Origin of the sequence: Azospirillum formosense (assembly GCF_013340925.1) — a bacterium.
Classification (GTDB): domain Bacteria; phylum Pseudomonadota; class Alphaproteobacteria; order Azospirillales; family Azospirillaceae; genus Azospirillum; species Azospirillum formosense.
The window spans coordinates 1-21,415 of record NZ_WHOR01000018.1; the positions used below are offsets into that span (position 1 = coordinate 1).

A 21,415-nucleotide genomic window follows, 5' to 3' on the forward strand; every position below is an offset into this window, starting at 1 on the left:
TCCAGGATGGAGCGGTAGGACGCCGCGGGAATCACCGTCTCTTCACCGTCCGCGGCCTCGAAAACGACGCTGTCCACCGCCTGAACGGGCGCGGTGGGAAGGTCGATGCCGGTCGTCGGAAGATGGCCGAAGAGAGACAGCAGCATGGAGCGCGGCAGGAAGCACCGCCGGGTGTGGTTCTCGGCCAGCCCGACCGCCGCCAGCAGATAGCCACCGATCAGACCGTCTTCGTCCGGTCCATCGACGCGCAGGTGGGCCTTGACCCGGTCGAGCGGCACCAGCTCGCCGACCGGGCGCGACACCTGCTTCAGTGCGGACAACATCGTCGTGATTGCCCTTTCGGCGGGGCGGTCCGGGGACCGCCCCGTTCCGCCGTCAGCCGGGGACGATTTCCACGACGGCTTCCGCCGCGTGGTCGCTGGCCTTGCCGTACCGCGGCGACAGACCGAGCAGGACGGCGGACAGTCCCGCGTCGGCGCCGGCCACGGTGAGGGTCAGACGGACGAAGGCATAGCCGCCGTTCACGTCCAGATCGCTCGCCCGGAAGTCGAGCACGGCCACCTTGTCGGACACAGCCAGGGGCGTGATGGCCTTGCCGTCCACGTCCTTCGCCGCGCCCCCGGAATCGGTCTTGGCCTGCACCAGCTTGGCCGCGACGCTGGCGCCGCTGGCGAGCGTGCCGGCCTGAACGATGGCCTGCCCGACGGCGAGTTGCGCCATGCTGACCCAACCGGTGGAGACCGAACCGGGGGCCTGCGTCTTCGGGGGGATGACGCCGACCGGCGCGACGTGCGCGGACGGCGAAACGGTGCTGTTCACGGTCATGGTGGGTTACCCGCGGGTCTGGAGGGTGACGAAGTGCGACTTCGACGTGTCGCCCTTGGCGGGCTGCACCGGCTTGGACAGGTAGGGCTGCCCACCGACGCGGAAGGTCCAGCGGAACGCCTGGATGCCGTAGTCGAAGTACAGGTGAATGGAGGTGTCCATGCGGATGCCGCTGGCCCGCTTGGCGAGGTAGTAGCCCTTGGGCGAGACGAGCTGAAGGTCGCCTTCGGTGCCGAGCGTCTCCGCGTGTTCGCTCCAGCGGATCGGCATGCCGAGCAGGAAGCCGCCGGGCGCCTCCTTCAGACCGGCCACCGGCGGCGTCCACATCAGGTTGTCGCCGATGCGCAGCGTGACGAGCTGGGGCACGATGTCCCGGTTCGCCATCCAGAACGGCGTGTCGTTCGGCTGCACCAGCAGGCGGGTGTACATGTCCAGCACGTTGTCCACCGTGACGGTCTTGGCGGCCTGCCCCACCTTCTTCGGCACCGTGATCTTGGCCGGGCTGTTCATCCAGCCCAGCGGCTTCTGCACGCCATCGCCATAGATCACCGTGTCGCCCATCTTCCAGGTGATGGCGAGAGCGGCCTTGGTGGTCAGCCGGTTGGCGAGACGGGGCGCGTCCTCCAGAAGGTCTTCGTCGGCCAGCACGAAGGCATACAGCGGTTCCAGCGGGACGGAGCGGGGGGCCGGCGGCGGCGCCTTGCTCTCCTCCATCTTCTTGCCTTCCGACCGCCAGCGGACCTGGATGCCGCCCGCGCCCCAGGGCGTGGATTCGTCGGCCAGCATCTTCACCTCGCGGGCGGAGGTCGGTTCCGAATCCACCAGCGACGGAATGTCGTCCAGCGCGAAGACCATGTCCCAAATGCTGTCGCGGTAGGCCGGGGGAACCTGGAACCCTTCATCGCTGCCAGACGCCCGCATGACGTTGGCGGGGTCCGACGCGGACGGCCCGAGCAGGCGGGGATCGACCACGGCGACGTTGCCACCGCCCGGCGTCGCGGCGCGGACGGCCAGGGCGAAGTCGGCCAGATCGGCGAAACCGTTGGTGCGGGCCGGGTCCGGCTCCGTGCTGCCGTAGCTGCCGGCGGGGCTCGGCTGCTGCGCGCCGGGGTTGGCGCCGGGCAGCGGGGCGAAGGACCGCTCGCGGTCGAGCCGCTGTTCTTCGGCCTCGACGGCGGCCTGCGCCTCCGACACCTTGGCCTCCAGCGCGTCGATGTCGGCGTTCAGCTTCTTCAGCTCCGCCTCTTCGGCCTCCGTGCGTCCGGCCTTGGCCGCCAAGGCGTTGTAGGCGGACAGCTTCTGCCGGCCTTCGGCCTTGAGGTCCGAAACGGCCTGTCGCAGTTCCTTGATGTTGGGCATTCGATGCTCCCGATGAAAAAGCGGTGGGGATCGCCGCCCCTGGATGGGACGGCGCCGGGCCGCGCGGTTGATGGGCGGGTGGGTTACGCGAAGGCGAGCGAGCGCCGGGATTGGCCGGACGGGCGGGCGTTGCGCATCCGGGCCAGGGTGTCTTCGAAGGTGGCGACACGGTCGGCCATGCCCAGCCGCACCGCTTCCGCCGCGCCGACCACGCGGCCTTCGCCGAAGCCGTTGCGCACGTCCGCCGGCTTCACGCCACGGCCACGGGCCACGGCCTTCACGAACATGTCGTAGTAGTCGTTGACGCGGGCCTGCATGGCGGCCTGCGCCTCTTCGGTCAGGGGTTCGTAGGGGTTGCCCTCCGCCTTGAACTTGCCGGCCTTGACCAGCGTCGCCTTGACCCCGGCGGCTTCCATCGCCTTCGAATACTCGACATGGGCCGCATAGACGCCGATGGAGCCCACCTCCCCGGAAGGCGTGACCACCAGCTCATCCACCTGCGCCCCGATCCAGTAGGCCGCCGACGCGCACAGCGTGTCGGCAATCCCAACCAGGCGCTTTTGCCCGCGGGCGTCGAACAGCTCGCGCGCGGCCTCCTCCACAAGGTCCACGCTGCCGCCGGGGGAATCGATGTGGACGAGGATCGAGCCGACCTGTTCGTTCGACAGGGCTTCGCGGACGCGGGCGCGGAAGCGGTCCAGGGCGGCCATGCCGGACACGTCGGCGAACATGCCGGCGCGCGGCGTGATCACCCCTTGGAGCGGGATCACCGCCACGTCGCCGCTGCGGGCCGCCCCGACGCGGGCGGTTTCGGCGTTGATCCTGCCTTCGACCTCCGCCGCGATGCGGTCGCGGATTTCCGCCTTGGTCAGGCGGTTTCCGGCGGCGCGGAAGGCCACAAGGTCGGTGATCAGGGCCAGCATGCGCGGCGTGATCGCCCACGGCGTGTCGGCCACGGCGCGGACGATGTGGGCATAGTGAAGCTCCATCGCGTCGGGCGCGATGGTGGCGGAGCGTTCGGGCATGGTGACGGGGCTCCTACTGCGGAAGCGAAACGGCAAGGCCCAGGTCTTCGGGCAGGGCGGCGCGCGGCGCGTGGGCCGCGGGAGGCTTGGTGCCAGCCGGCGCCATGTTGAGCGGCTGGAGGTAATCGTCACCGTTGGGGATCGGGTTCATGTTCTCCATCCGCCGAATGTCGTTGATGGACAACCACCCGCCTTGCCGCCCCTGGAAGAACGCCTTGTAGCGGGATTCCAGATCGCCGCGCAGCAGGCCGGCGACGTTGAATTCCGCGAAGTAGACGTCCGGACGCAGGATCAGGTCGGCGTTGATCTTGCGTTCCCACAGCACCAGGATCGGCAGGATGGTGTCGGTGACGAACTCGATGGCCTGTTGTTCGATGTTGTTGTTCGTCGCCTTGCCGAGAATGCCGACCTTGTGCTGCGGCACGCGCCAGATGCGGGCCAGCTCCTCGTTCAGGGCGTTGCGGGTCTCCAGAAACTGGCCCTTCTGGTTGTCGAGCTGGGCGCGGTTGTACTTGATGCCGTGTTCCAGCATCGCGTCCTTGTGCTGGCTCGACCCTGTCCGCGCGCGCCGCCACGCAGACAGCCAGTTGTCACGGTCCACCGTGGCCTTGAAGGTGCCGGGAGGCGCCTCCAGCAGGCCGCCGGACTGACCGTCGTTCTTGAAGAATCGCGCGCCGTAGGCGTGCACGGCCAAGGCCGCGCCGATGATGTTGCCGCTGGTCTTGGTGACCGGCACCCCGGTCAGGCCATCCGCGGAGAAGGGCAGCGCCCGCAGGTGCAGCATCTCGGACGCGTGCAGGGTTTTCCTCTGGCCGGTGCGAAGGTCGATGACATCGTACCAGACCTCCCCGGTGCTGCGGCTCCAGCGCGGGGTGACGCAGCTCGGATGGTGCGGCACGAGCTGATCGACCGCGCCACGGGGGCCGGGCACGATCTCCGCATAGGCGTTGCGGTACCACGCCAGCCACCACGTCATCTGGCCGAAGAACTCCCAAGAGGTCTGGAAGCCGTTGGGGCGGAAGGCGAACAGATCGGTCAGGGGATGCCCGTCCGCCTCCTCCCGTCCGCCGTTCGGCAGGCGCCGGAAAACCTTGATCGGCAGGGAGCAGACCGTTTCCGACAGCACCTTTTCGCAGTCGAGAACGACGGGCAGTTGCAGCGCCGCGTCGGTGGTGACCAGCATGCCGGAGGTCGCGGCAACGGCCCCCTCCAACGACGAATACCAGTAGTCGTCCGCCGGGTCGCGCGGGCGTTCTTCCTGCTGCCCGTCCTGCCCGAACATGCGTTGCAGCCAGCTCATGCCGTGGGCACCTCATAGTCTTCGGGGACTTCAATCCCGCCGCCGCCCGGCTCCGCCACCATCGCGCGGCCAACGGCCATGGTGCCGGCCACGATGCCGTCGATGCGCTTGGGCGTGCCCCGGCGGTCGGGCTTCACAGGGGCGATGTTGTCGCGCCCATCGGTATCGTAGGCGACGCACGTCGCCATCCAGCGGGCCACCGGGTTGCCGCCATGGTTGAGTTCGCCCGCGATGATCAGGCGTTCGAACTCCTTCGACGGGGCAGACATGGAGGCGTAGCCCTGCCCGAACGGCACCATGGTCACGCCGTCGTTGGTCAGTTGGGTGGTGATCTGGCTGGAGTTCCAGCGGTCAATCGCCAGTTCCTTCAGGTCCACCATCTCGGTGATCGGCGTCCAGTCGCCGAGCTGCTCGGCGCCTTCGCCCTGCCCGGTGATTTCCGCCCTGATCACGTCGTAATCGACCGTGTTCCCTTCGGTCGGGCGAATCCAGCCTTCCGCGATCCACTTGGCGAAGTCCACGCGGTCACGTTTGCACCGCTCACGCAGGTCCCTGTCGGACGAAACCGGCAGCCAGAAGCGCCACCACACGTCATAGCCGGACCCGTCCAACTTGGGCGAGACGAGGCACAGGGCGGTCAGGTCGGTGGTCGTGGACAGGTCGAGGCCGCCCCAGCAAGGGCGGCCCGCCAGTTCGGCCAGCGTCACGGGCGTGATGCGGCAGGCGTCCCACTTGTCCATCGGCAGGCCGGTGGTGATGACCTGATCCACCCACATGTTCAGGTGGAAGCGCTTGAAGTCGGCTTCCTTGCGCAGCTTGCCCTGTGCGTTGGCGCATTCCGTCTTCAGGAAGTCGGCCTTGACCGACACGCCATAGCCGGGGTTCGCCTTCGCCCAGGTGGCCGGGTCGGTCCAATCGTCCTCCGGATCGGCGGCGAAGATGACCGGCAGGAAGGTGGGGTCGATCACCTCCCCCTTGAGGATCGCCACCGCCCGTTCGTGGACTTCCCAGCCGTAGCCCTTGCCATGCTCCCCGGCGGTCGTGGTGTAGACCTCCAGCGGCTGGCGGCGGGCGATGGCGCCCTTGTGCACCACGTCCTGAAGGTCGCCGGACGGCCATTCGTGGATTTCATCGTAGATCCCGCCGGACGGGCTGAACCCGTGCTTGCTGCCCGGCTTCGCCGACAGCGGCTTGAAACTTGCGGCCAGCTCCGGGCAGTACAGGGACGTCTTGTAGACCTCCACCGCCTGCATCAGCTCCTCACACAGGCCAACCATGACGCTGGCCTTGTTGAACACGATCTTGGCTTGATCCTTGTCCACCGCGGCGGAATAAACCTGACCGCCGAACTCGCCATCCCCGATCAGCATCAGGATGGACAGGCCGGCGGCGAACTCCGTCTTGCCGTTCTTGCGGGGCACTTCCAGGTACAGTTCCCGGATCAGCCGCGTGCCGTCCGCCCGCTTCCAGCCGAACACGGTGCGGACGATCTTCGCTTGCCACGGCGCGAGGTGGAACGGCTGGCCCCACCACTGCGCTTCCGTATGGCGCAGGTAGGTGGGGAAGAACGCCACCGCGGCCTCCGCCGCCGCATGGTCGTACCACGCGCCATACTGCTCCCCGCCGACCGGCATCGGGGGAGCGTCGATGGGCAGACCAGTGTCGGTCACGTCAGTTCAGGCGCGAACGGTTCAACAAACCCACCGGGGACGCGGCGGGAACCGGCGGGATGGATGGAGCGTCGGGCGACCGGGCGGACTGCTGCGCCGCGTCGTCACCGAACAGGCCCGGCTGCTGCGGCAGCGGCGGCGCCATGGACAGGCGCTGCAAGAGTTGCTGGCGCGCGGACGGCGACAGGCCGAAGCGGTCCTCCAGCGATTCCAGGCGGGATTCGAGACGGTCACGGACGAGAAAGGCGGGCCGCACGCGCTCCATCGTGCCGTGCGCGCTTTCGGTGACGTAGGTTTCGCCCGTCTTCCGCAGGTCCTTGGTCAGCGCCACCCAACGGGCCAGATGCTCGCAGTAGCGGGAGAATGCGCCGAAGTCGGTGCTTCGCAGCAGCTTCATCCGGCCCAGTTCGGGCGCCAGTTCGTCCCAGATACGGCGCGCGGCGACGGGCAGCCCCTTCGGCGCCGACGCCTTCAGACCCGGCACATCGTGCGCGGCGGCAGGCAAGGGGCGGTGCCCAGGGTTGCCCTGCGCCTCCCTCACCTCCGCCGGTTTCGGCTTGCGGCCTTTCATCGTCTAACCTCTTGGCTCAAAAAAAGTTTTGCCAATTTCGCGCGTCTAACAATTCGTCTAAGGCGCCGGTCCCAGGGGCGAAAGGCCCCAGGGATCAGACACCCCCTACCCCTCGGCTGGACCGGGCGGCGGCGCGGCGTTCCTCGCTCTGCTTCCGGCCATCGTGGCAGGGCTTGCAGAGGCTTTGCGTGTTCGCACGGTCGAAGAACTTGGCCCGGTCACCCCGGTGCGGAACGACGTGGTCGCAGATCGTGGCCGCCTCAACCCGCCCGTCTGCCGCGCACATGCGGCACAGCGGCTCGACCGATAGTCGCCACGCGCGCAGTTCCAGCCACGCCGCCAGCTTGTACCAAGCTCGCCACGGCTGAGAGACGCGGCGAGCATGGTCGTGCTGCTGGCGGTGCTGCTGGGCGTGGGCATCGCAGAACCGGCCATCGGTCAGGCGACCGCAGCCGACAGCGGCGCAGGGTTTCTTGGGTTTCCAGGGCATGGCGGAGAAGGGGCAGGAAAGCGAAGCGCCCGGTCGGAGTTACCTCCGCCGGGCGCATTCATCCAACCTAGGTAATATCGTTCGCAAAACACCCCCGTGTCCGTCAAGAGGGAATTTTCGGAACACCGAGACAGAATGTTTCAGCATAGGCGCGAAGCTGACGCAGCACCTCGTCGCGAACCCGGTCCTTCCGAAGCCCAAGGCGCTGATCCAGCGCCGACGCCGTCACCTCGCCCATGATCACCCGCACCACGACAAGGTCCACGAACATGGCACCCCGACGACCATGGAGCGTGCCCGTAGCCTTGTCCGCCCGCAGGGTCCGCCGCCACTGCTCCACCCGCCCGGCAGCAGGTGCACCAACCACACCGCCAACCGGGGCGAGCGGCGGAGAGGTGCGGTTGCCGCCGTCCACCACCAGGGCCGAAGGGTCAACCGCCCGCAGACCCGACGCCGACGCCACGACCTCCAGCGACAGCCCACGGGCGATATCGACCGCAGCGACAACCTGCGCCGTGGTCATACGCCCGCGGGCGTACATCAGCGCCACCCAGCCCTTGCCGTGCAGCATCCCCGGCGCCACTGGGTCGCCACGGTCGGGCAGGGTCAGCCACCGCCCCGTGACCAGCCCTTCGTCGTCCTCGCCCAGCACCACCGAACCGCCATCCATCGCCTGAAACTCCCCTTCCCGATACCTATTGCTCCCTGAAAACGCCGAATGCTCCCTGCCCCTGCAAATTGCTCCCTGTCTGAACACCTTGATATTCCTTGGTTTAGGGAGGACAGGGAGGACAGGGAGGATTATTGGAGCGTTCCGCATACGCACGCTCGCGCATGGCCGCGCGCACACGCGCGCACATGCATGAGGCCGATGTCTGAAAAATGCTCCCTGTCCTCCCTGTCCTCCCTGACCTCAGTGTTTGTCAGCGTTTGCGCCCCGTTGCCCCAGGGAGGATTACGAACCAGTCCTCCCTGAATGGGCCGAATGCTCCCTGCCGCTACGTGATTTCCGGGGGCTCGACACCCGGCGTGATCTGCAACCCGAGATAGTTGTTCACGCCGTCCGACTTGACGACCTTCAGGCCCCGATCCCGCAGCTTCCGACCGAAGCTGTTGGCCTTCAGCGGCTCCTTCGCGTTGACCTCGCACCACTTCGCATACGCCTCGTACAGGACCGACGCTTTCACCCGCTCCTTCGGCGCCGCATAGGTCTCCGCCTCCAGGAACTCCCCGATTGGGTCGCTTTCCTTCTTCCACTCCTCCACCGCCGCGGTGATGATTTCCGGCGGGTTCAGGCCCTCTTCCCACCACATGGCAAGCCCATCCAGCAGCCAGTTGAAGATGCCTGCCTTTTCCTCCCGCAGCCGGTCCGGCAGGCCGCGGTCGCGCTCATCCTCCGGAATGATTACTTCGAACGGCACCAGCTTCACGCGGCGCCAAATGCCAATGTCTTGCCCGTTGATGCCGGGTTTGTGGTTGGTGGACATGATCGGCTTGAACACCGGACGCAGGTCGAATTCTTTCTCGTTCAAGTTGCGTGTCGGCAGGGGTTCCATGCCGGTCACGGCCTTGACCAGACTTTCGTCCAGCATCGCCCCGCCCTTCGGCTCCGACATGAGCAGCAGCCGCACGCCGGGCAGCTTCGCCAGCGACGGGCGGGGTTTGTCCGGATCGTCGTTGTGCTTCGACATGAAGACGCCAGCGGGCACGGTGGCGGCATAGTCGCCGAAGACCTCCCGCATCAGGTCGGTCAAAGTCGATTTGCCGTTGGCGCCCTCCCCGTGGAAGATCACGAACACCTGTTCGGTCACGTCCCCGGTGAGACAGTAGCCGAACAACCGCTGGAGGAAGCCACGCACCGCCGCGTCGGGCTGGATGCGGGCCAGGAAGGCGTCGAAGGTCGGGCAAGTGGCATCCGGGTCGAACCGCACGGGCGCCAGCTTGGTCAACAGGTCGTCACGGCTGTGCCGCCGCACCGTCGTCCGGGCTGTAGTCTCCGGCTTCTCCCGAAGGTTCAGCGTCCCGTTGTCGATGTTCAGCAGCCAGGGGTTCGCGTCCATGACGCTGGACGGCTTGGTCACCCGTGGGGTGACGATCTCCAACATGCCGTTGATCTTGCCGGCGTTGCCGGTCTGCACCGCCCACTTCTCGCCTTCGTCGATGCTCTTGCGCCATTCCTTCATCCGTGCCCCGGCCATGCGGGCGCGTTCTTTGTCGTCCTCGCACTCTCGTTCTTCGTCCGAAGGCGGCGGCGGACCGAGACGGCGCAACGCCTCCACCTCGCGGTAGAGCAGCGACGCCGTCTTCTGCGCGAGCAACTTGGCCCGCGCTTCGCCCAGCTCCAGGCCGTAGCGCTTGCCGTCCCAGGTGTGCAGCCCCACGCGGTCCACATGCAGCAGTGCCGTGCCGAAGCGCGCCAGCAGACGCGCGGCGTTGCCGCTGTCGTTGTAGGCGTACCGGGCCAGTTCCAGGTCGTCCGCCGGATCACCTTCGACGGGCGGCTCGTCACCCCCGCCGAAGCCGTCGAGCGGAGCCTGTTCCGCGCCGTCGATGGCGGCGCGCAGGGCATCGAGCGGCGTTTGATCGTCAAGCGGCGCCATCGCCCCTCCGGCACAAAGCGTCTAGACGGATTGCGAGACATGGGCCGCCCCGCGTCACCGCGCCCGGCGCGCCTCCATTCCGCCATCCCCATCCCCGCGCCACCAACGGGTAGCCCTCAAAGGGAGGGGTGCGGGGAGGGGAACAGAGGGTTGACGGCGCCCATATGGCCGCCGTCATCATTCCAGCGGTTCCGCGTAGCCGGTTGCCTCGCGCACACGGCCTTGGAGGCCGGGCGGCAGCGCCAGGAAGGCTTCTTCCCAAAAGCCGAAGGCATCGACGCCCGGCGCGGCCTTGGCCGCCCCATACCCGTTGATCAGGCGGCCAGCCACTTCCACGGGAGGCACGACGAACACGGTCGGAAAACGAACTACGGTCATGGCCGAACCTTTCCTGCCGGGGCATCCGGCATGAGCCAATCGAGCGACGGCAAGCCGACATGCCCGTGGGTGCAGACGATCCAGGTGTAATCTTCCTTCCCGCCCTTCTGCGCGACGGTGCCCAGCAGCTTCCCCGGCGGCATGGACGGTCGGCGCGACAGCACAAGCACATGGCTGACGGGCAGGCCCTTGAACCATGGATTGCGCCGCTGGCCCGCAAGGAAGGGCAACGGCACGAGCGCGGCCACCCGATGCCGGGCAACGCCTAGGGCCGCGTCGATGAAGGCCACAGAGCCCTTTCCCGAGTAGTAAGGCGGGTTGCAGATGACGTTGTCGAAGCTGCCCCGCGGCCACGCGCCGGGCAGCGTGAAGTCGATGCGCGGCGTGCAGTGGGGATAGCCCCGGTCCACCAGATCGGAGCCCACCGCATCCAGGCCGCGACGGCGGCAGGCTTCCACGATGCGGCCCGAGCCGCAGGACGGGTCCAGCACCGTTCCGGTGAAGGTCACGGCGTCCAGCAGCACGTCGGTGCACCAGGGCTCCTCGACGTACCAGTCGTGCGGATCGTGCTCGTACTCCCCGCCCTTGTGCCGATGGATTGCGTTCACAGCGACAGGGAGGGGTGCGGGGAGGTCGAAGAGGTCGCTCATGCCGCGACCCTCCCGGCATCCCGCACCGCGCTCCGCCGGTCCGCCGCCAGCACCGCCCGCCGGATGCGCCCGGCATAGGTCGGGGAATCGAGCAGCATCGGCCACATCAGGTCGTAGGCATCATCCCACCGCCAGCGGCGACGGGCTGCGCCCTTGGTGGCCCGGTGGCCGTAAAGGCGCAGCAGCTCCGCCACCACCTCCGCCGGGCGCCGGGCCGTCCCGCATATCCAGGCGATGGCGAGCTTGCGCGCCTCACCTTCGGTCATGGCCGAACTTCTGGCGGTCATGACACCCTCGCCTTCTGCGCGGTCGTCCGCGCCACCCGCACCGTGCGGCCCTCGCCGTTGCCCAGCGCCGCCGCGATGGAGGCCGCGCGCTCCCGCGACAGGTCCCCGGCGCCCAGCAGCAGCACGTCGGAGACGGCGTCCGGCAGCAGCACGTCGGCCATGGCGACGGCGCCGCCAACCGCCCACACCGCTTTGTCGGGACAGGTCATGGCGCACAGCAGCCCCAGCGGCAGATCGGCGGCCAGATAGACCATGTTGGCCTCGCCCAGCGGCGACAGCCGCACCGCGCCCCCCCGCCGACCGAACATGCGCCGCGCCGGAACCGGGCGCCCGATGCTGGCGTGTTCCACCTCCACCGTCCGCCCGTCCGCATCGATCCAGGTTGCCAGCACGCCGGACACCTCCGGCCCGGTCGCCTCTGGGTTCCACACCTGCATGGCGGCCAGCACCGCCGGCCCACGGTGCAGCAGGACGCGCCCTTGACCCGGCACCACATGCGTCAGGTCGAGATGATCCACCGCCCGCAGCATCGACCATGACCGAACCGCATTCGCCGCCCGCAGGAAGGCCAAGGCGCCGGGCACGTCATCCACCCGTCGCCCATCGGCCCACAGGGCACGGGCCGACGCCACGGCGGCGGCAACCGCCTGCGGGTCCTCCGCCGCCGTCCGAAGCGGACGGCGCGGCGCGGGCCTTCCGCTCCGCCCACGGCGTTGCGGCACCAGAGGCGCCGGCAGCTCGCGCGGATGCTGCATGCCGCCGTCGAGCCCGGACTTGATCGTCTTCTGCGCCGCGATCAGCTCGCGCTGGTCACTGCCGAAGCACGCCAGGGCGGCCACGGACAGGTGCTGTTCGATCAGGGATCGCGGCAGGTAGCCGCTGGGGATGAACTGCCCCAAATTGAAGGCCGCCTCGTTCAGCGTTGAATTCCGACTGCCCGACACAGCGGTGCGGACCTTCTGCGCTTCCTCCTCCAGCGCCTTGCGGGCATAGGGGTGGATGCTGCCCGGCGGCGGCCCGCCCCGTTCGGCGTCCGCTGGAGCTTTCGGCACCGACAGGCGCTTCGCCAGCCACGCCGGCAGGGCCTTGCCGTCCAGCGCTCGGCGGAGCCATTCCAGATCGTCCGGCGCCCCGATCACCAGCCGCACCAGCCACTCTGGCGCCGGAGCGATGGCCGTCGAATCGGGATCGGCGGTCCAGACGTAGCGCTTGCCGTTCGGGTGGATGCTGGGCGCGACGAGGATGTACCCGCCTTCGCCGCGGGTATCGAGGCCGGGGCCGCACTTGGCCCGGCTGCTGTTCGGAATGGCCCGCTCCGGCCAGCGGAACAGCCAGTGCCGACCACCCGACGGTGTGATCTGGCCCAGCGTGTCCGGCAGGGCTTCGCCGAACAGGTCCTCCAGCTCGCGCAGGGTGCGAAAACCGTCTTCGTCGGTCTCCGGCTTCAAGTCGGCGTCGAGAACCCAAAAGCCGCTGTCCTCCCCTGCCGCCGTGGCGACGTTGGCCGCCGGCCAGCGGCGCCAGAGCTGCGTCACCCAGAAGCGGGACGAGGCCGCTTCCTTCACGCCGTGTTCAAACAGCCCGACTTCCTTGCAGGGGACCTTGCCGCGGGAGACGCAGGGGAACACCTTCCACCCGCGCCCCGCATGGGCTAAAGCCGCCTCTTTCAACTCCGGTCCGGGTGTTTCGGTCATGGCCGAACTTCCGCACCGGCAAGCGGCTCCCACCGGATCAACACCCCCTCGAACCGGGTCAGGCCGGGGTGTTCCGCCGCCCAGAAGGCGACGAGGTCCGGCCAGTCGCGGAAGCCGTCATAGATGGCGAAGGCGTCAAGTTGCCGGGCGGCCTCGTGATCGTCCGCGGGCGTCATCGCATCGCCGATGATCACGAGGCCCGGCTTTTCAAGCAGCAGGGTCACCGGTTCAGCGGCCACGCACCGGCCCTCGCCCAGTTTGCGACACTGCCGCGTCCGCATGCCGGTGTAGAGTTGCACCAGCTCGCCGGGGCGCGCGTGGCGCTTTCCGCCGCTGGCGCCACGGATCGTCTGCCGCTTCATGCCGGGCAGCAACGGGCCGGGTTCCAGCCCGGCCAGGATGGGGTCGATGAAGCGGGGGCGGAAGGAATAGGCGACCATCTTAGACGCCCTCCGCCACGGGCTTCGCCACCGCCAGGGCGCCGACTTTCCCGACCATCAGGTGCGGATCACCCATGCAGGGCGAAAAGCCGAAGCGCTGGAACGAGGCCGGGCGCGCGGCCCGAACGAAGATGAAGTCGCCGGCCTTACCCTCCTCCGCAACGGCAGCAAGCACGACCTGGATCAGGTCGGCCCCAATGCCCCGCCCCTGCCAATCCGGGTGGACGGCGAGATAGGCCAGCTCCCACCCGTGGGCGGAACACCATGTCGGACGATAGGCGAACATCCCGACGATGGTGGAGCTGAACAGCGGGCGCGCCACGAAGAAGCGCGCCTGACCAGCTGACTGTGCGAAAACCGAATCGTACAGATGGTCAAACAGACGCGCCGTATCGAAGCGGTCGGAGAGGCTTCCATCGGTCTGCCGATGCGCGGCCTGCAACACATCCACGGCCTGCCGGACTTCCGATGCGGAGAGACGACGGATGGGAACCGCCACCGACCGTCGACGGGCGGGATTGGAGATCGAACCATCGGGCATGGCTTCAGCCCTCCACCGGCTCGCCACGGCGCAGACGCGCCGCGATGCCAGCCACACCAAGGGCACAGCCCTTCACACCGTCGCGCATTGGCGATTTTGGCTTCCAGAACTCGGAAGGCCACGGCCATTCGGCGGAGGGGTGCCCAGGCGAAAAGAGCTGCCGGTTCACCTCTCCGCTTCCAGCGTGCACGAGGTATTCCCCACCGGCCATCTCCAGATTGCTCGGTCCCTGCGCATCGTCATGCGCGGGCGTGAAGCCCTTCGCCGTGATCTGCCGCGCCCGCTCCGCCGCGATCATCGACAGGGCGACGACGTCTTCCGCCGTCAGCCCTTCCGGCAGCACCAGCATGGGGCGCTTGCCCTGCAACCCCTCGATTTCCTGGAAGAACGCCACGTCGTCAGCCGACGCGGGGGTATTCTGCACCTTCGGATCGTTCATCGGTCGGACTCCATGGCAGCCGCGACGCGCGCGGCGTGGGACAGCAGCGGCACGTCGCTTTCGACAAGGCCGCAATGGTCAGGCTCCGCGGGGCGGACGGGCCGCGACACGCGGGTGGCGTAGGGGGTGGCGAAGTCGGTCAGCGCCTCTTGCAGCGCTTCGGTGCCCACGGTGCCGGCCAGCCACGCGGCGGCGGCATCGGCCAGGGCGGCGGCGGTGCCGCTCACGCCGGCTTCTCGGGCGGCCTCGACCGCTGCCGTCATCTTGGCCCGGTCCTCATCAGCAGGCCGCCGGGTCAGCAGCACATGATTGACGGCCAGCATGAGCGCGAAATCAGGGGACAGGATGCGGTCTGCTCCGGCGGTCGCCATGGTCAGACCTCCACCGGAGCGGGCACCGGCAACAGCGCGGTCACGTCGTGTTCGAGCGCGTCCAGCACCGCGCGCAGCTCGGCGGCCTGTGTCAGGATCGCCCGCGCCTCCTCCGGCAGGATGGACTTGCCGCCGGGGCCGCAGACGGCGCGGGCGCTCCGCACCTCCTCCGCCAGATCGCCCATTTCAGCCATGGCTTCGGCCAGACGCGCCATGGGGTCGCCCGGCTCCCGGACCTCTGCCGCCGACCGCCGAAGCTCCGCCCGGTAAGCGGTCAGGATGGGCGGCGCCTCGCCCAGCAGCATGCAGGCCCGGTCCAGGCGCAGGGCCTGATAAACCGGGATGTGGTGGGCATCATCGTCAGGATCGGACCAAGAGCGGACAAGACGTGCGCTTTTGCGCGTGGCTCCCTCCGCCTGTTCGTCGCCCAGAATGGCAAGGGCGACGGTAACGCCGTCCTCAACCGACAGCGGCTTGCGGCGCTTGGTCATTGGCCGAATCTTTCCGGTTGATTGCACAAGACTGCGCGAATTCGCGCGCAAATAATCTCGTCATGCGTGATGACCAGCTCCGACGACAGGGAAGCCGTTTCCCAAATCAGCCAGATCGTAGGTCCGACATGGGCGCCCATGGCTTGCCCTCATGCGGCAGCAGTTTCGACCGCCGCGATTGCGGGCGGGTCGAAGAACCACGAGTCATCCCAAGGCTTGCCACTTGCCTTCGCGTAGTCGCGAATGCGGGCCATTTCGCTGCGAGAGGGCTCAAGTTCGCCTCGCTCCCAGCGGCTGACGGTGGTCTGTGTGCTGCCAGCAATTCGAGCGAACTCGCCTTGGGACACTCCCAGTACCGTCTTCCGAATGTAGCGGATGGGTTTCATAGACGCCGAATTTATGCGCATACGCATAAGAACGCAAGGGGGTACCGCGCGAGATTATGTGCCCTCGCATTTGCCATGTGATACGCCAGCGAATATGCCGTTTCTCATGACACGCCCGCTCGCAGACCGGATCAAGCGCTTGCGCAAATCGCGCGGACTCAACCAGCACGAGTTCGCCGAGATGCTAGGCGTGTCTCAACCGACCGTCAGCCGGTGGGAACGGGACCAACAGGAGCCCGAATTTGACCAGATTGTTGCTCTTGCGGAACTGGCAGGGGAAAGCCCACAGCAGTTTGCCTACGGAGAGCGGGTCAACGAAGAGTTAACGTTACAACCTGTATTCGTAATGGGAGCGGTACAGGCTGGGCACTGGGTGGAAGCTGTGGAATGGGAACGCGAGGGCTGGTACACGATTTCCTTACCACCCCACCCTCAGTTCCCGAACGTTAAGCGTTTCGGGCTTGAGGTTCGCGGTCCGTCCATGAACCGGGTGTTTCCGGAAGGAAGTGTTGTTGAATGCGTACGCTTCGAGGACATTCACGCTGGACCGCAGCCAGATGACTACGTCGTGGTGGAGCGTCATCGGACTGATGGCTGCATCGAAGCAACTGTGAAAAAGTTTGTTATCCACGATGGTGAGCCCTGGCTTTTGCCGGAGTCGGATCACCCGGCATTCCAACGATCCATTCAACTCAACAACGGGCACGAAGATGACGTGGAGAGCGTCGTCATCGCTGGCCTCGTAATTGGCTCGTACCGCCACTTCATCCGCCGCAGCTAACTCCATAGCGCGCATAATCGCGCATAGTCATACCCCCTTTCATGCGGCTGCGCATTTTTTCAGTTGACCTAGTTTATGCGTATGCGCATATAGTCATGCCTCACCTGATGACGCCGTGTTTGCGTCTCCGGTGGTTTCCTCCCAACTGCCCGCCGGGCCGCACTTAGCCCGGCGGGACCTTCTTGGAGACATGGCATGCGTCACCCCTCGTCCGCCCGCACCAAAGCTCCCGCCACCGTCCGCCGCATGGCGGGCCACATCGTGCGCCTGACCGAAGGCAACGGCACCTGCACCACCGACGATCTGCGCAACGCCGGTTTCACCGCTGGGGAAATCGCGGCGCACGGGAATGCCGCCCGCGATCTGGCCGCCGAACAGCTCCGCCACCTGGATGCCGTCGCCGCGTAGTTCCTGCCGCCGGGACTTCGACCCCGGCGGCGGCTACCCAAGCGGGCCAGCAAGCCCGTTTCGGTAGCCGCCGCTGCTGGCGGTGAGCGCACCGGGCGCACCCCCGGCTCACCCTCTTGTTTCTTTACGATTCGCAGAAACTCCCGGCCTCCGGGCCGGGCCTTTTCCAGACCGCCCCATTCCGAGGTTCCGCCATGACCGCACCAGCCGACCACGGCCCGGTGAACGGCGAAGCTATGCCCGCCGGTCGCCGCCGCGCCGCCACCATCGATCCCGAGACGCAGGCCACCTATCGCCTGTGGATGGAGCTGGTGCGCGTCGCCCGCGACATCGGCGGGCGCGATGCCGCGCGCCGGGTGTGGGAGCAATCGCCCCTGCCCCGGCTGGACCGGTCCCCCGGTGAACGGGACTGGATCGACTCGTTCCTCGCGGAGGTGACCGAACCATCGGCGGGCAGCCGCCTCCAGGCGGAAGCTCTGTGGCAAGCCTACCTGGATTGGTGCGCGCCCCGAGGCGTGGACCCGTTCACCCGCAAGCGCTTCCTCCAGCTCGTCGCCGAACGGCTGCGCCGCCAGAAGGCCAGCACGATCCACTTCCTGAACATCCGGCTGAGGGTTCGATGAGCGCCGACAAAGCGTCTAGTCGCTCTTTGCTGGAAGGCCAAGGGGAGGCCGGAGCGCCCACGCGGGCACGGACGGTGCGGACAACCTATTCGCCCTGCCCCTGCCGCGAATGCGGGACGGCCTACACGCCCCGGCACATGCAGCAGGAATTCTGCTCTGAACCCTGCAAGAAGGCTTGGACCAACCGCGCCATGACCCGCGGCATGGTCGCCTATGAACTCCTGATGGAGTGGCGGAGCCTCCGGCGCTGGAACCTGATCAGTGCCCTATCCGCCCTCGTCCGCGACTGGCGCCACGACGACCGCGCCGCTGGCCGCACCTACCGCCCCCGCATCTACAACCCCAACAAAGGCCGGCGCGAGACGCCGCCGAAGTGAGGCCCCATGTCTGAACCCGTCACCAAGTCCGAAGTCCTGGCCGCCCTGAAAGCCGGTGGTTTCGACATCACCGATCCGCGCCGCATCGCCGAAGCCGAATATCAGGCCCGCGCGACCGAGCACAGCGAGAAAGCCCGCGTCTCCCTCCGCCGGGACCTCGCCCAAATCCGCAAGATGGGCCGGAGGTGAGGCAGCCATGGCGAGCAAACAGCAACGCCTGCATCGGGAAGCCCTGCGGGCCATCGCGAAACTGGAAACCCTGATCGACGAACTGAAGAGCGCCGGACCGTGCCCGCTGGACAGGCGGAATGCACTGCTGAACACGCACAAACAGATTAAGGGCCTGCTCAATCGCTTCCCTCATAATCCGCAGACGGGCGAACCGGTCAACACCCGCATGCTCGGGCAGGCCATCAAGCCCAGCTTCCCACAGTCTGACAACTCGATCTGGCGCCGTGTGGCCTTGATGCCGCTCGACATGCCGCCCCTCGCAAAGCTGCCCGGAATTCGCCTGATGTTCATGGACGAGCCGAACGCAGGCGCCGCGATGGACGAAGGTCAGGTCAAAGCGCTGACCAACGAACAGGCCAACGGCACGACACCGGGGGCCGAATCATGATGGTCATTGGCACCTGTGTCATGTGCGGCGACTTCGACCACATCGACTACCGCACCGGCCTTTGCGAGTTCTGCGAGTCCGAAGCCGACCTCGCCGACTTTTACCGCGACCCGCTGTGGGACGGCGACCCGATCAGCTTCTTCGCCGGCATCAAGGCGACGGGAGGCAACCATGCCTTTTGAATGCTTCGTGTCCAAGCGCTTCACCGGCCGCAACGGCGAGCTGATCGAACTGGAGAACAGCATCATCGCCGAATACCAGGATCAGGGCATCATGCTGACCATTCGCCAGCTCCACAATATTGGTTCAGGTTCTTTGCTAATTCTGCCTCAGCGTTCCGCAAGGCGGGCACTCAATTCTGAGCGCCCGCCTTGCAGCTTCCTCATTAAGCGAGCTTTAGGCTTTAAGCTCGCCGACCTTTTCCACAGAAGCGCCTGTTGCGCGAACGTTCTCAAGCACAGCGTCAATAGAACGTTGGATGAATTGGCTACTATTACCGACAACAGAGCGGGCAAGATCAGTGCCCAAGTTAGCAATGCCACCAGATTGGATAGAGAAGCTGGTGTATATATCAATATTCACGCCATCTTTGTACGGCCAAAGGCAAACATAGTACCCCGTGCTTTCACCATAGCCGGCCATGCTTTTATCAGCGCCAGTCGCGATGTATGGAGCATCCTGGCAGCTTGGCACCTGAATACGACTTCCCGAAGCCTCAGCAAGTGCACCCAGCTTGCTGCCCGAGAATGGGCTTTTCAACTCAAGGCGGGCGGGCTGGGCAGCCAGTTGAGCTGGGGGGAAGCTGCGATCGATCTTCACCGAATCTGCATTTGTCCCTTGAAGCCCCTTCGTAACCGCTGCGGCAACTTCTTCATAGGGTACGCCCGCAACTCGGTAAGTGGTGAGCGACCGCGTCGTCTGCTGAGTAGGTTTCGTCTGGCACCCGCTCAAAAGCAAAGTGACGGCAGCGGCAGCAGCGAACAAAGAGACGTACTTCAACGCCCAACCTCCTTTGGTGGCACAGAACGCTATGCATACACCAAATTCAATGTGATGCGAACGATTTGAAGCCGCCCGGACAAAGCGCCAAGAAAGCGACGCGCAAAGCAATCGCCTTGCTGATCACCCTCCCACTGCTGGAACAGGAAGAATCCGCGCGACCATGTCCAGCCGCCGCCCCATAGCGCCTATAGCGCCACGGCGAGAGCCCACAGCAGAAGAACTGCTGGAGGACTTCGTGCGCGCCCTTGCGCGGGCGGCGGCGCGCGAGGATCATCGGGCCGAACAGGAAGCCAGGAAGGCCCGGAGGGCGTAATGCGCGCTGCGATCTACGCGCGGTTCTCGTCAGACAACCAGCACGAACGGTCCATTGACGATCAGGTGCGCCTATGCCGCGACTTTGTCGAGCGGCACGGCGGTTCGGTCGTGACCGTGTATGCCGATTACGCCATGTCCGGCGCGCACCTGCGGAACCGCCCACAGGCGCTGCGCCTGCTGGACGACGCCAAGACGGGCCAGTTCGACACGGTCGTGGCGGAGGGGCTGGACCGGCTTTCCCGCGATCAGGAAGACACCGCCGCCATCCACAAGCGGCTCGGGTTCGCCGGCATCCGGCTCGCCACCGTTCAGGAAGGCGACATTTCGGAACTGCACGTCGGCCTCAAGGGCACGATGAACGCCCTTTTCCTGCGCGATCTGGCGCAGAAGGTGCGCCGCGGGCAGACGGGCCGCGCCATGGCTGGCAGCGTCCCCGCCGGCCTGTCCTACGGATACGATGTGGTTCGGGAGTTTGATGCGCGGGGTGAGCTGGTGCGCGGGAAGCGCCGGATCAACCCTGAACAGGCCGACGCGATTCGCCGCATCTATCGGGAGTTCGCCGCCGGCATCAGCCCGCGCGCCATTGCTGACGGCCTGAACCGGGACGGCATCCCCTCCCCGGCCGGTGGGCACTGGAACGCCAGCACGATCAATGGGAACCCAGCTCGCAAGAACGGCATCCTCTACAACGAGGCTTACATCGGCTTCGTGATCTACAACCGCCTGCACATGGTCAAAGACCCGGAGACGGGCAAGCGGCTCCCCCGCCTCAATCCGCCATCGGATTGGGTCGTGACCGAAGTTCCCGAACTGCGGATCGTTGAAGACGATCTGTGGGAGCGGGCGCAGGCCATCAAGGCGGGCTTCGCTCACCTCCGCGTCGATAAGACCCGGCGGCCCAAGCATCTGTTCTCGGGCCTGCTGCGCTGCGGCTGCTGCGGCGGAGCCTACACGGTCAAGTCCAAGGATCAGCTCGCCTGCTCGACTTACCGCGAATCGGGGCCGTCCGTTTGCTCGAACAACCGGACGATTCGGCTGCCCGATCTGCAAGAGCGGGTGTTGGACGGCATCCGGACGCAACTGCTGTCGCCCAAGCTGCTTGCCCTCTATGTGAAGACCTACGGGGAAGAGCGCCGCCGGCTCCGGTCCGAAGCGTCAGCGAAGCGCGACGACGTGGCGGCCCGTGTCGCCAAGCTCGGGCGGCAGATCGACAACATCGTGGACGCCATCGCCGAAGGCACCGCCGGCCCTGCCCTGCGCGGGAAGCTCATGGACCTGGAACGGCAGAAGGCGGAAGCCGATGCGGAGATGGCGGCCATCATGGAGGCCGAAAGCGATTCGGTCGTGGAGCTGCATCCCCAGGCCGCGGAACGATACCGTGACCAGCTCGACGCGCTGGACAAAGCGCTTGCCGGTGGGGACGAGGCACGCCAAAACGCAGCGAACACCCTGCGGGCGCTGCTGGCGCGAATTGAGGTTCATCCCGGCGAGCGCCGCGGGGAAACTCATTTGATGGTGCATGGGAGGATTGAGGAGTTGCTGTCCCTCACCCGATCGAAACCGGGTGAGGGGAACAACACAGTCGCTAGGACTGCAATGATGGTAGCAGCGGAGGGATTTGAACCCCCGACCAAGGGATTATGATTCCCCTGCTCTACCACTGAGCTACGCTGCCATCGTGCTTACCATCATCTCCCGGCGCGGTCCGTTTCGGTGTTGGCCGCCGCGGTTCGTGCCGGGGCCGCTTATGTATTCCAGGGGGACCGGGGTGTC

The 21,415-nt window shown here is 66.7% G+C and carries 29 protein-coding genes, 1 tRNA gene and 1 pseudogene; 9 read left to right on the forward strand and 22 right to left on the reverse strand.

The window, feature by feature from the left end:
- From GBZ26_RS04305 to GBZ26_RS30950, 20 genes are all read right to left on the reverse strand, one after another.
- On the reverse strand, positions 1-323 hold a 323-nt coding region (locus GBZ26_RS04305), incomplete at its 3' end, for a head-tail connector protein (protein WP_174437755.1).
- A gap of 52 nt (positions 324-375) precedes the next feature.
- Positions 376-825, reverse strand: a complete 450-nt coding sequence (locus GBZ26_RS04310; protein ID WP_174437756.1) for a hypothetical protein — start codon at positions 823-825, stop codon at positions 376-378.
- A gap of 6 nt (positions 826-831) precedes the next feature.
- On the reverse strand, positions 832-2,184 hold the full coding sequence (locus tag GBZ26_RS04315) for a phage major capsid protein (RefSeq protein ID WP_174437757.1): 1,353 nt from the start codon (positions 2,182-2,184) through the stop codon (positions 832-834).
- Between the two features lie 83 nt (positions 2,185-2,267).
- Positions 2,268-3,209: a S49 family peptidase gene (locus GBZ26_RS04320; protein WP_174437758.1), complete on the reverse strand. Its 942-nt coding sequence runs from the start codon at positions 3,207-3,209 to the stop codon at positions 2,268-2,270.
- 13 nt (positions 3,210-3,222) lie between these two features.
- Entirely contained in the window at positions 3,223-4,509 is a 1,287-nt protein-coding gene (locus GBZ26_RS04325) for a phage portal protein (RefSeq protein ID WP_174437759.1), read from the reverse strand.
- Positions 4,506-6,179 (reverse strand): terminase large subunit, encoded by a 1,674-nt coding sequence (locus GBZ26_RS04330; RefSeq protein WP_343207184.1) that lies wholly within the window; start codon positions 6,177-6,179, stop codon positions 4,506-4,508. Before GBZ26_RS04330 ends, GBZ26_RS04325 begins: the two co-directional genes overlap by 4 nt.
- 1 nt (position 6,180) lies before the next feature.
- Positions 6,181-6,750: a phage terminase small subunit P27 family gene (locus GBZ26_RS04335; RefSeq protein ID WP_174437760.1), complete on the reverse strand. Its 570-nt coding sequence runs from the start codon at positions 6,748-6,750 to the stop codon at positions 6,181-6,183.
- Between the two features lie 94 nt (positions 6,751-6,844).
- The gene (locus GBZ26_RS30945) at positions 6,845-7,240 is read right to left on the reverse strand and encodes an HNH endonuclease (RefSeq protein WP_174437761.1); all 396 of its coding nucleotides are present in this window, start codon (positions 7,238-7,240) and stop codon (positions 6,845-6,847) included.
- Positions 7,241-7,343: 103 nt separating this feature from the next.
- Positions 7,344-7,910, reverse strand: a complete 567-nt coding sequence (locus tag GBZ26_RS04345) for a hypothetical protein (RefSeq protein ID WP_174437762.1) — start codon at positions 7,908-7,910, stop codon at positions 7,344-7,346.
- A gap of 328 nt (positions 7,911-8,238) precedes the next feature.
- Positions 8,239-9,840, reverse strand: coding sequence for a DNA primase family protein (locus tag GBZ26_RS04350; protein WP_174437763.1), 1,602 nt, complete (start codon positions 9,838-9,840; stop codon positions 8,239-8,241).
- A 177-nt stretch (positions 9,841-10,017) separates the two neighbouring features.
- Positions 10,018-10,218, reverse strand: coding sequence for a hypothetical protein (locus GBZ26_RS04355; protein WP_174437764.1), 201 nt, complete (start codon positions 10,216-10,218; stop codon positions 10,018-10,020).
- The gene (locus GBZ26_RS04360) at positions 10,215-10,868 is read right to left on the reverse strand and encodes a hypothetical protein (RefSeq protein WP_174437765.1); all 654 of its coding nucleotides are present in this window, start codon (positions 10,866-10,868) and stop codon (positions 10,215-10,217) included. Before GBZ26_RS04360 ends, GBZ26_RS04355 begins: the two co-directional genes overlap by 4 nt.
- Complete coding sequence (locus tag GBZ26_RS04365) at positions 10,865-11,155, reverse strand: hypothetical protein (protein ID WP_174437766.1); 291 nt, start codon at positions 11,153-11,155, stop codon at positions 10,865-10,867. The genes GBZ26_RS04360 and GBZ26_RS04365 overlap by 4 nt, the downstream gene beginning before the upstream one ends.
- Positions 11,152-12,849 carry a bifunctional DNA primase/polymerase gene (locus GBZ26_RS04370; RefSeq protein WP_174437767.1) on the reverse strand — a complete coding sequence of 566 codons (1,698 nt, stop codon included), beginning with the start codon at positions 12,847-12,849 and terminating at the stop codon, positions 11,152-11,154. Before GBZ26_RS04370 ends, GBZ26_RS04365 begins: the two co-directional genes overlap by 4 nt.
- Positions 12,846-13,289: an ASCH domain-containing protein gene (locus tag GBZ26_RS04375; RefSeq protein WP_174437768.1), complete on the reverse strand. Its 444-nt coding sequence runs from the start codon at positions 13,287-13,289 to the stop codon at positions 12,846-12,848. The genes GBZ26_RS04370 and GBZ26_RS04375 overlap by 4 nt, the downstream gene beginning before the upstream one ends.
- 1 nt (position 13,290) lies before the next feature.
- Complete coding sequence (locus tag GBZ26_RS04380) at positions 13,291-13,830, reverse strand: GNAT family N-acetyltransferase (protein WP_174437769.1); 540 nt, start codon at positions 13,828-13,830, stop codon at positions 13,291-13,293.
- A 4-nt stretch (positions 13,831-13,834) separates the two neighbouring features.
- Complete coding sequence (locus tag GBZ26_RS04385) at positions 13,835-14,269, reverse strand: hypothetical protein (protein ID WP_246653565.1); 435 nt, start codon at positions 14,267-14,269, stop codon at positions 13,835-13,837.
- Positions 14,266-14,640, reverse strand: a complete 375-nt coding sequence (locus GBZ26_RS04390) for a hypothetical protein (RefSeq protein ID WP_174437770.1) — start codon at positions 14,638-14,640, stop codon at positions 14,266-14,268. Before GBZ26_RS04390 ends, GBZ26_RS04385 begins: the two co-directional genes overlap by 4 nt.
- A 2-nt stretch (positions 14,641-14,642) precedes the next feature.
- Positions 14,643-15,131 carry a phage regulatory CII family protein gene (locus tag GBZ26_RS04395; protein ID WP_174437771.1) on the reverse strand — a complete coding sequence of 163 codons (489 nt, stop codon included), beginning with the start codon at positions 15,129-15,131 and terminating at the stop codon, positions 14,643-14,645.
- A 149-nt stretch (positions 15,132-15,280) separates the two neighbouring features.
- Positions 15,281-15,544 carry a helix-turn-helix domain-containing protein gene (locus GBZ26_RS30950; RefSeq protein ID WP_425547793.1) on the reverse strand — a complete coding sequence of 88 codons (264 nt, stop codon included), beginning with the start codon at positions 15,542-15,544 and terminating at the stop codon, positions 15,281-15,283.
- Positions 15,545-15,623: 79 nt separating this feature from the next.
- On the opposite strand from GBZ26_RS30950, the gene GBZ26_RS04405 reads away from it, so the two are divergent.
- The 9 genes and pseudogenes from GBZ26_RS04405 to GBZ26_RS30115 all read left to right on the forward strand — a co-directional run.
- Positions 15,624-16,298: a LexA family protein gene (locus tag GBZ26_RS04405; protein WP_174437773.1), complete on the forward strand. Its 675-nt coding sequence runs from the start codon at positions 15,624-15,626 to the stop codon at positions 16,296-16,298.
- 195 nt (positions 16,299-16,493) lie between these two features.
- Positions 16,494-16,706 (forward strand): hypothetical protein, encoded by a 213-nt coding sequence (locus GBZ26_RS04410; protein ID WP_174437774.1) that lies wholly within the window; start codon positions 16,494-16,496, stop codon positions 16,704-16,706.
- Positions 16,707-16,900: 194 nt separating this feature from the next.
- Positions 16,901-17,329: a hypothetical protein gene (locus GBZ26_RS04415; RefSeq protein ID WP_174437775.1), complete on the forward strand. Its 429-nt coding sequence runs from the start codon at positions 16,901-16,903 to the stop codon at positions 17,327-17,329.
- 191 nt (positions 17,330-17,520) lie between these two features.
- Positions 17,521-17,706 carry a hypothetical protein gene (locus GBZ26_RS04420; protein ID WP_174437776.1) on the forward strand — a complete coding sequence of 62 codons (186 nt, stop codon included), beginning with the start codon at positions 17,521-17,523 and terminating at the stop codon, positions 17,704-17,706.
- Between the two features lie 6 nt (positions 17,707-17,712).
- A complete protein-coding gene (locus GBZ26_RS04425; protein ID WP_174437777.1) occupies positions 17,713-17,895 on the forward strand; it encodes a hypothetical protein in 183 nt (60 codons plus the stop codon).
- A 7-nt stretch (positions 17,896-17,902) separates the two neighbouring features.
- Positions 17,903-18,325: a hypothetical protein gene (locus tag GBZ26_RS04430; RefSeq protein WP_174437778.1), complete on the forward strand. Its 423-nt coding sequence runs from the start codon at positions 17,903-17,905 to the stop codon at positions 18,323-18,325.
- Positions 18,322-18,507: a hypothetical protein gene (locus GBZ26_RS04435; protein WP_174437779.1), complete on the forward strand. Its 186-nt coding sequence runs from the start codon at positions 18,322-18,324 to the stop codon at positions 18,505-18,507. Before GBZ26_RS04430 ends, GBZ26_RS04435 begins: the two co-directional genes overlap by 4 nt.
- Entirely contained in the window at positions 18,497-19,393 is an 897-nt protein-coding gene (locus tag GBZ26_RS04440; protein WP_174437780.1) for a hypothetical protein, read from the forward strand. Before GBZ26_RS04435 ends, GBZ26_RS04440 begins: the two co-directional genes overlap by 11 nt.
- Positions 19,394-19,639: 246 nt before the next feature.
- Positions 19,640-20,704 (forward strand): annotated as a pseudogene (locus GBZ26_RS30115) (recombinase family protein); the annotation flags it as partial.
- Between the two features lie 93 nt (positions 20,705-20,797).
- On the opposite strand, the gene GBZ26_RS30120 reads toward GBZ26_RS30115, so the two are convergent.
- Positions 20,798-21,151 carry a hypothetical protein gene (locus GBZ26_RS30120; RefSeq protein WP_246653564.1) on the reverse strand — a complete coding sequence of 118 codons (354 nt, stop codon included), beginning with the start codon at positions 21,149-21,151 and terminating at the stop codon, positions 20,798-20,800.
- A 91-nt stretch (positions 21,152-21,242) separates the two neighbouring features.
- Positions 21,243-21,317 (reverse strand) — tRNA-Met (locus tag GBZ26_RS04450).
- Positions 21,318-21,415 lie beyond the last annotated feature (98 nt).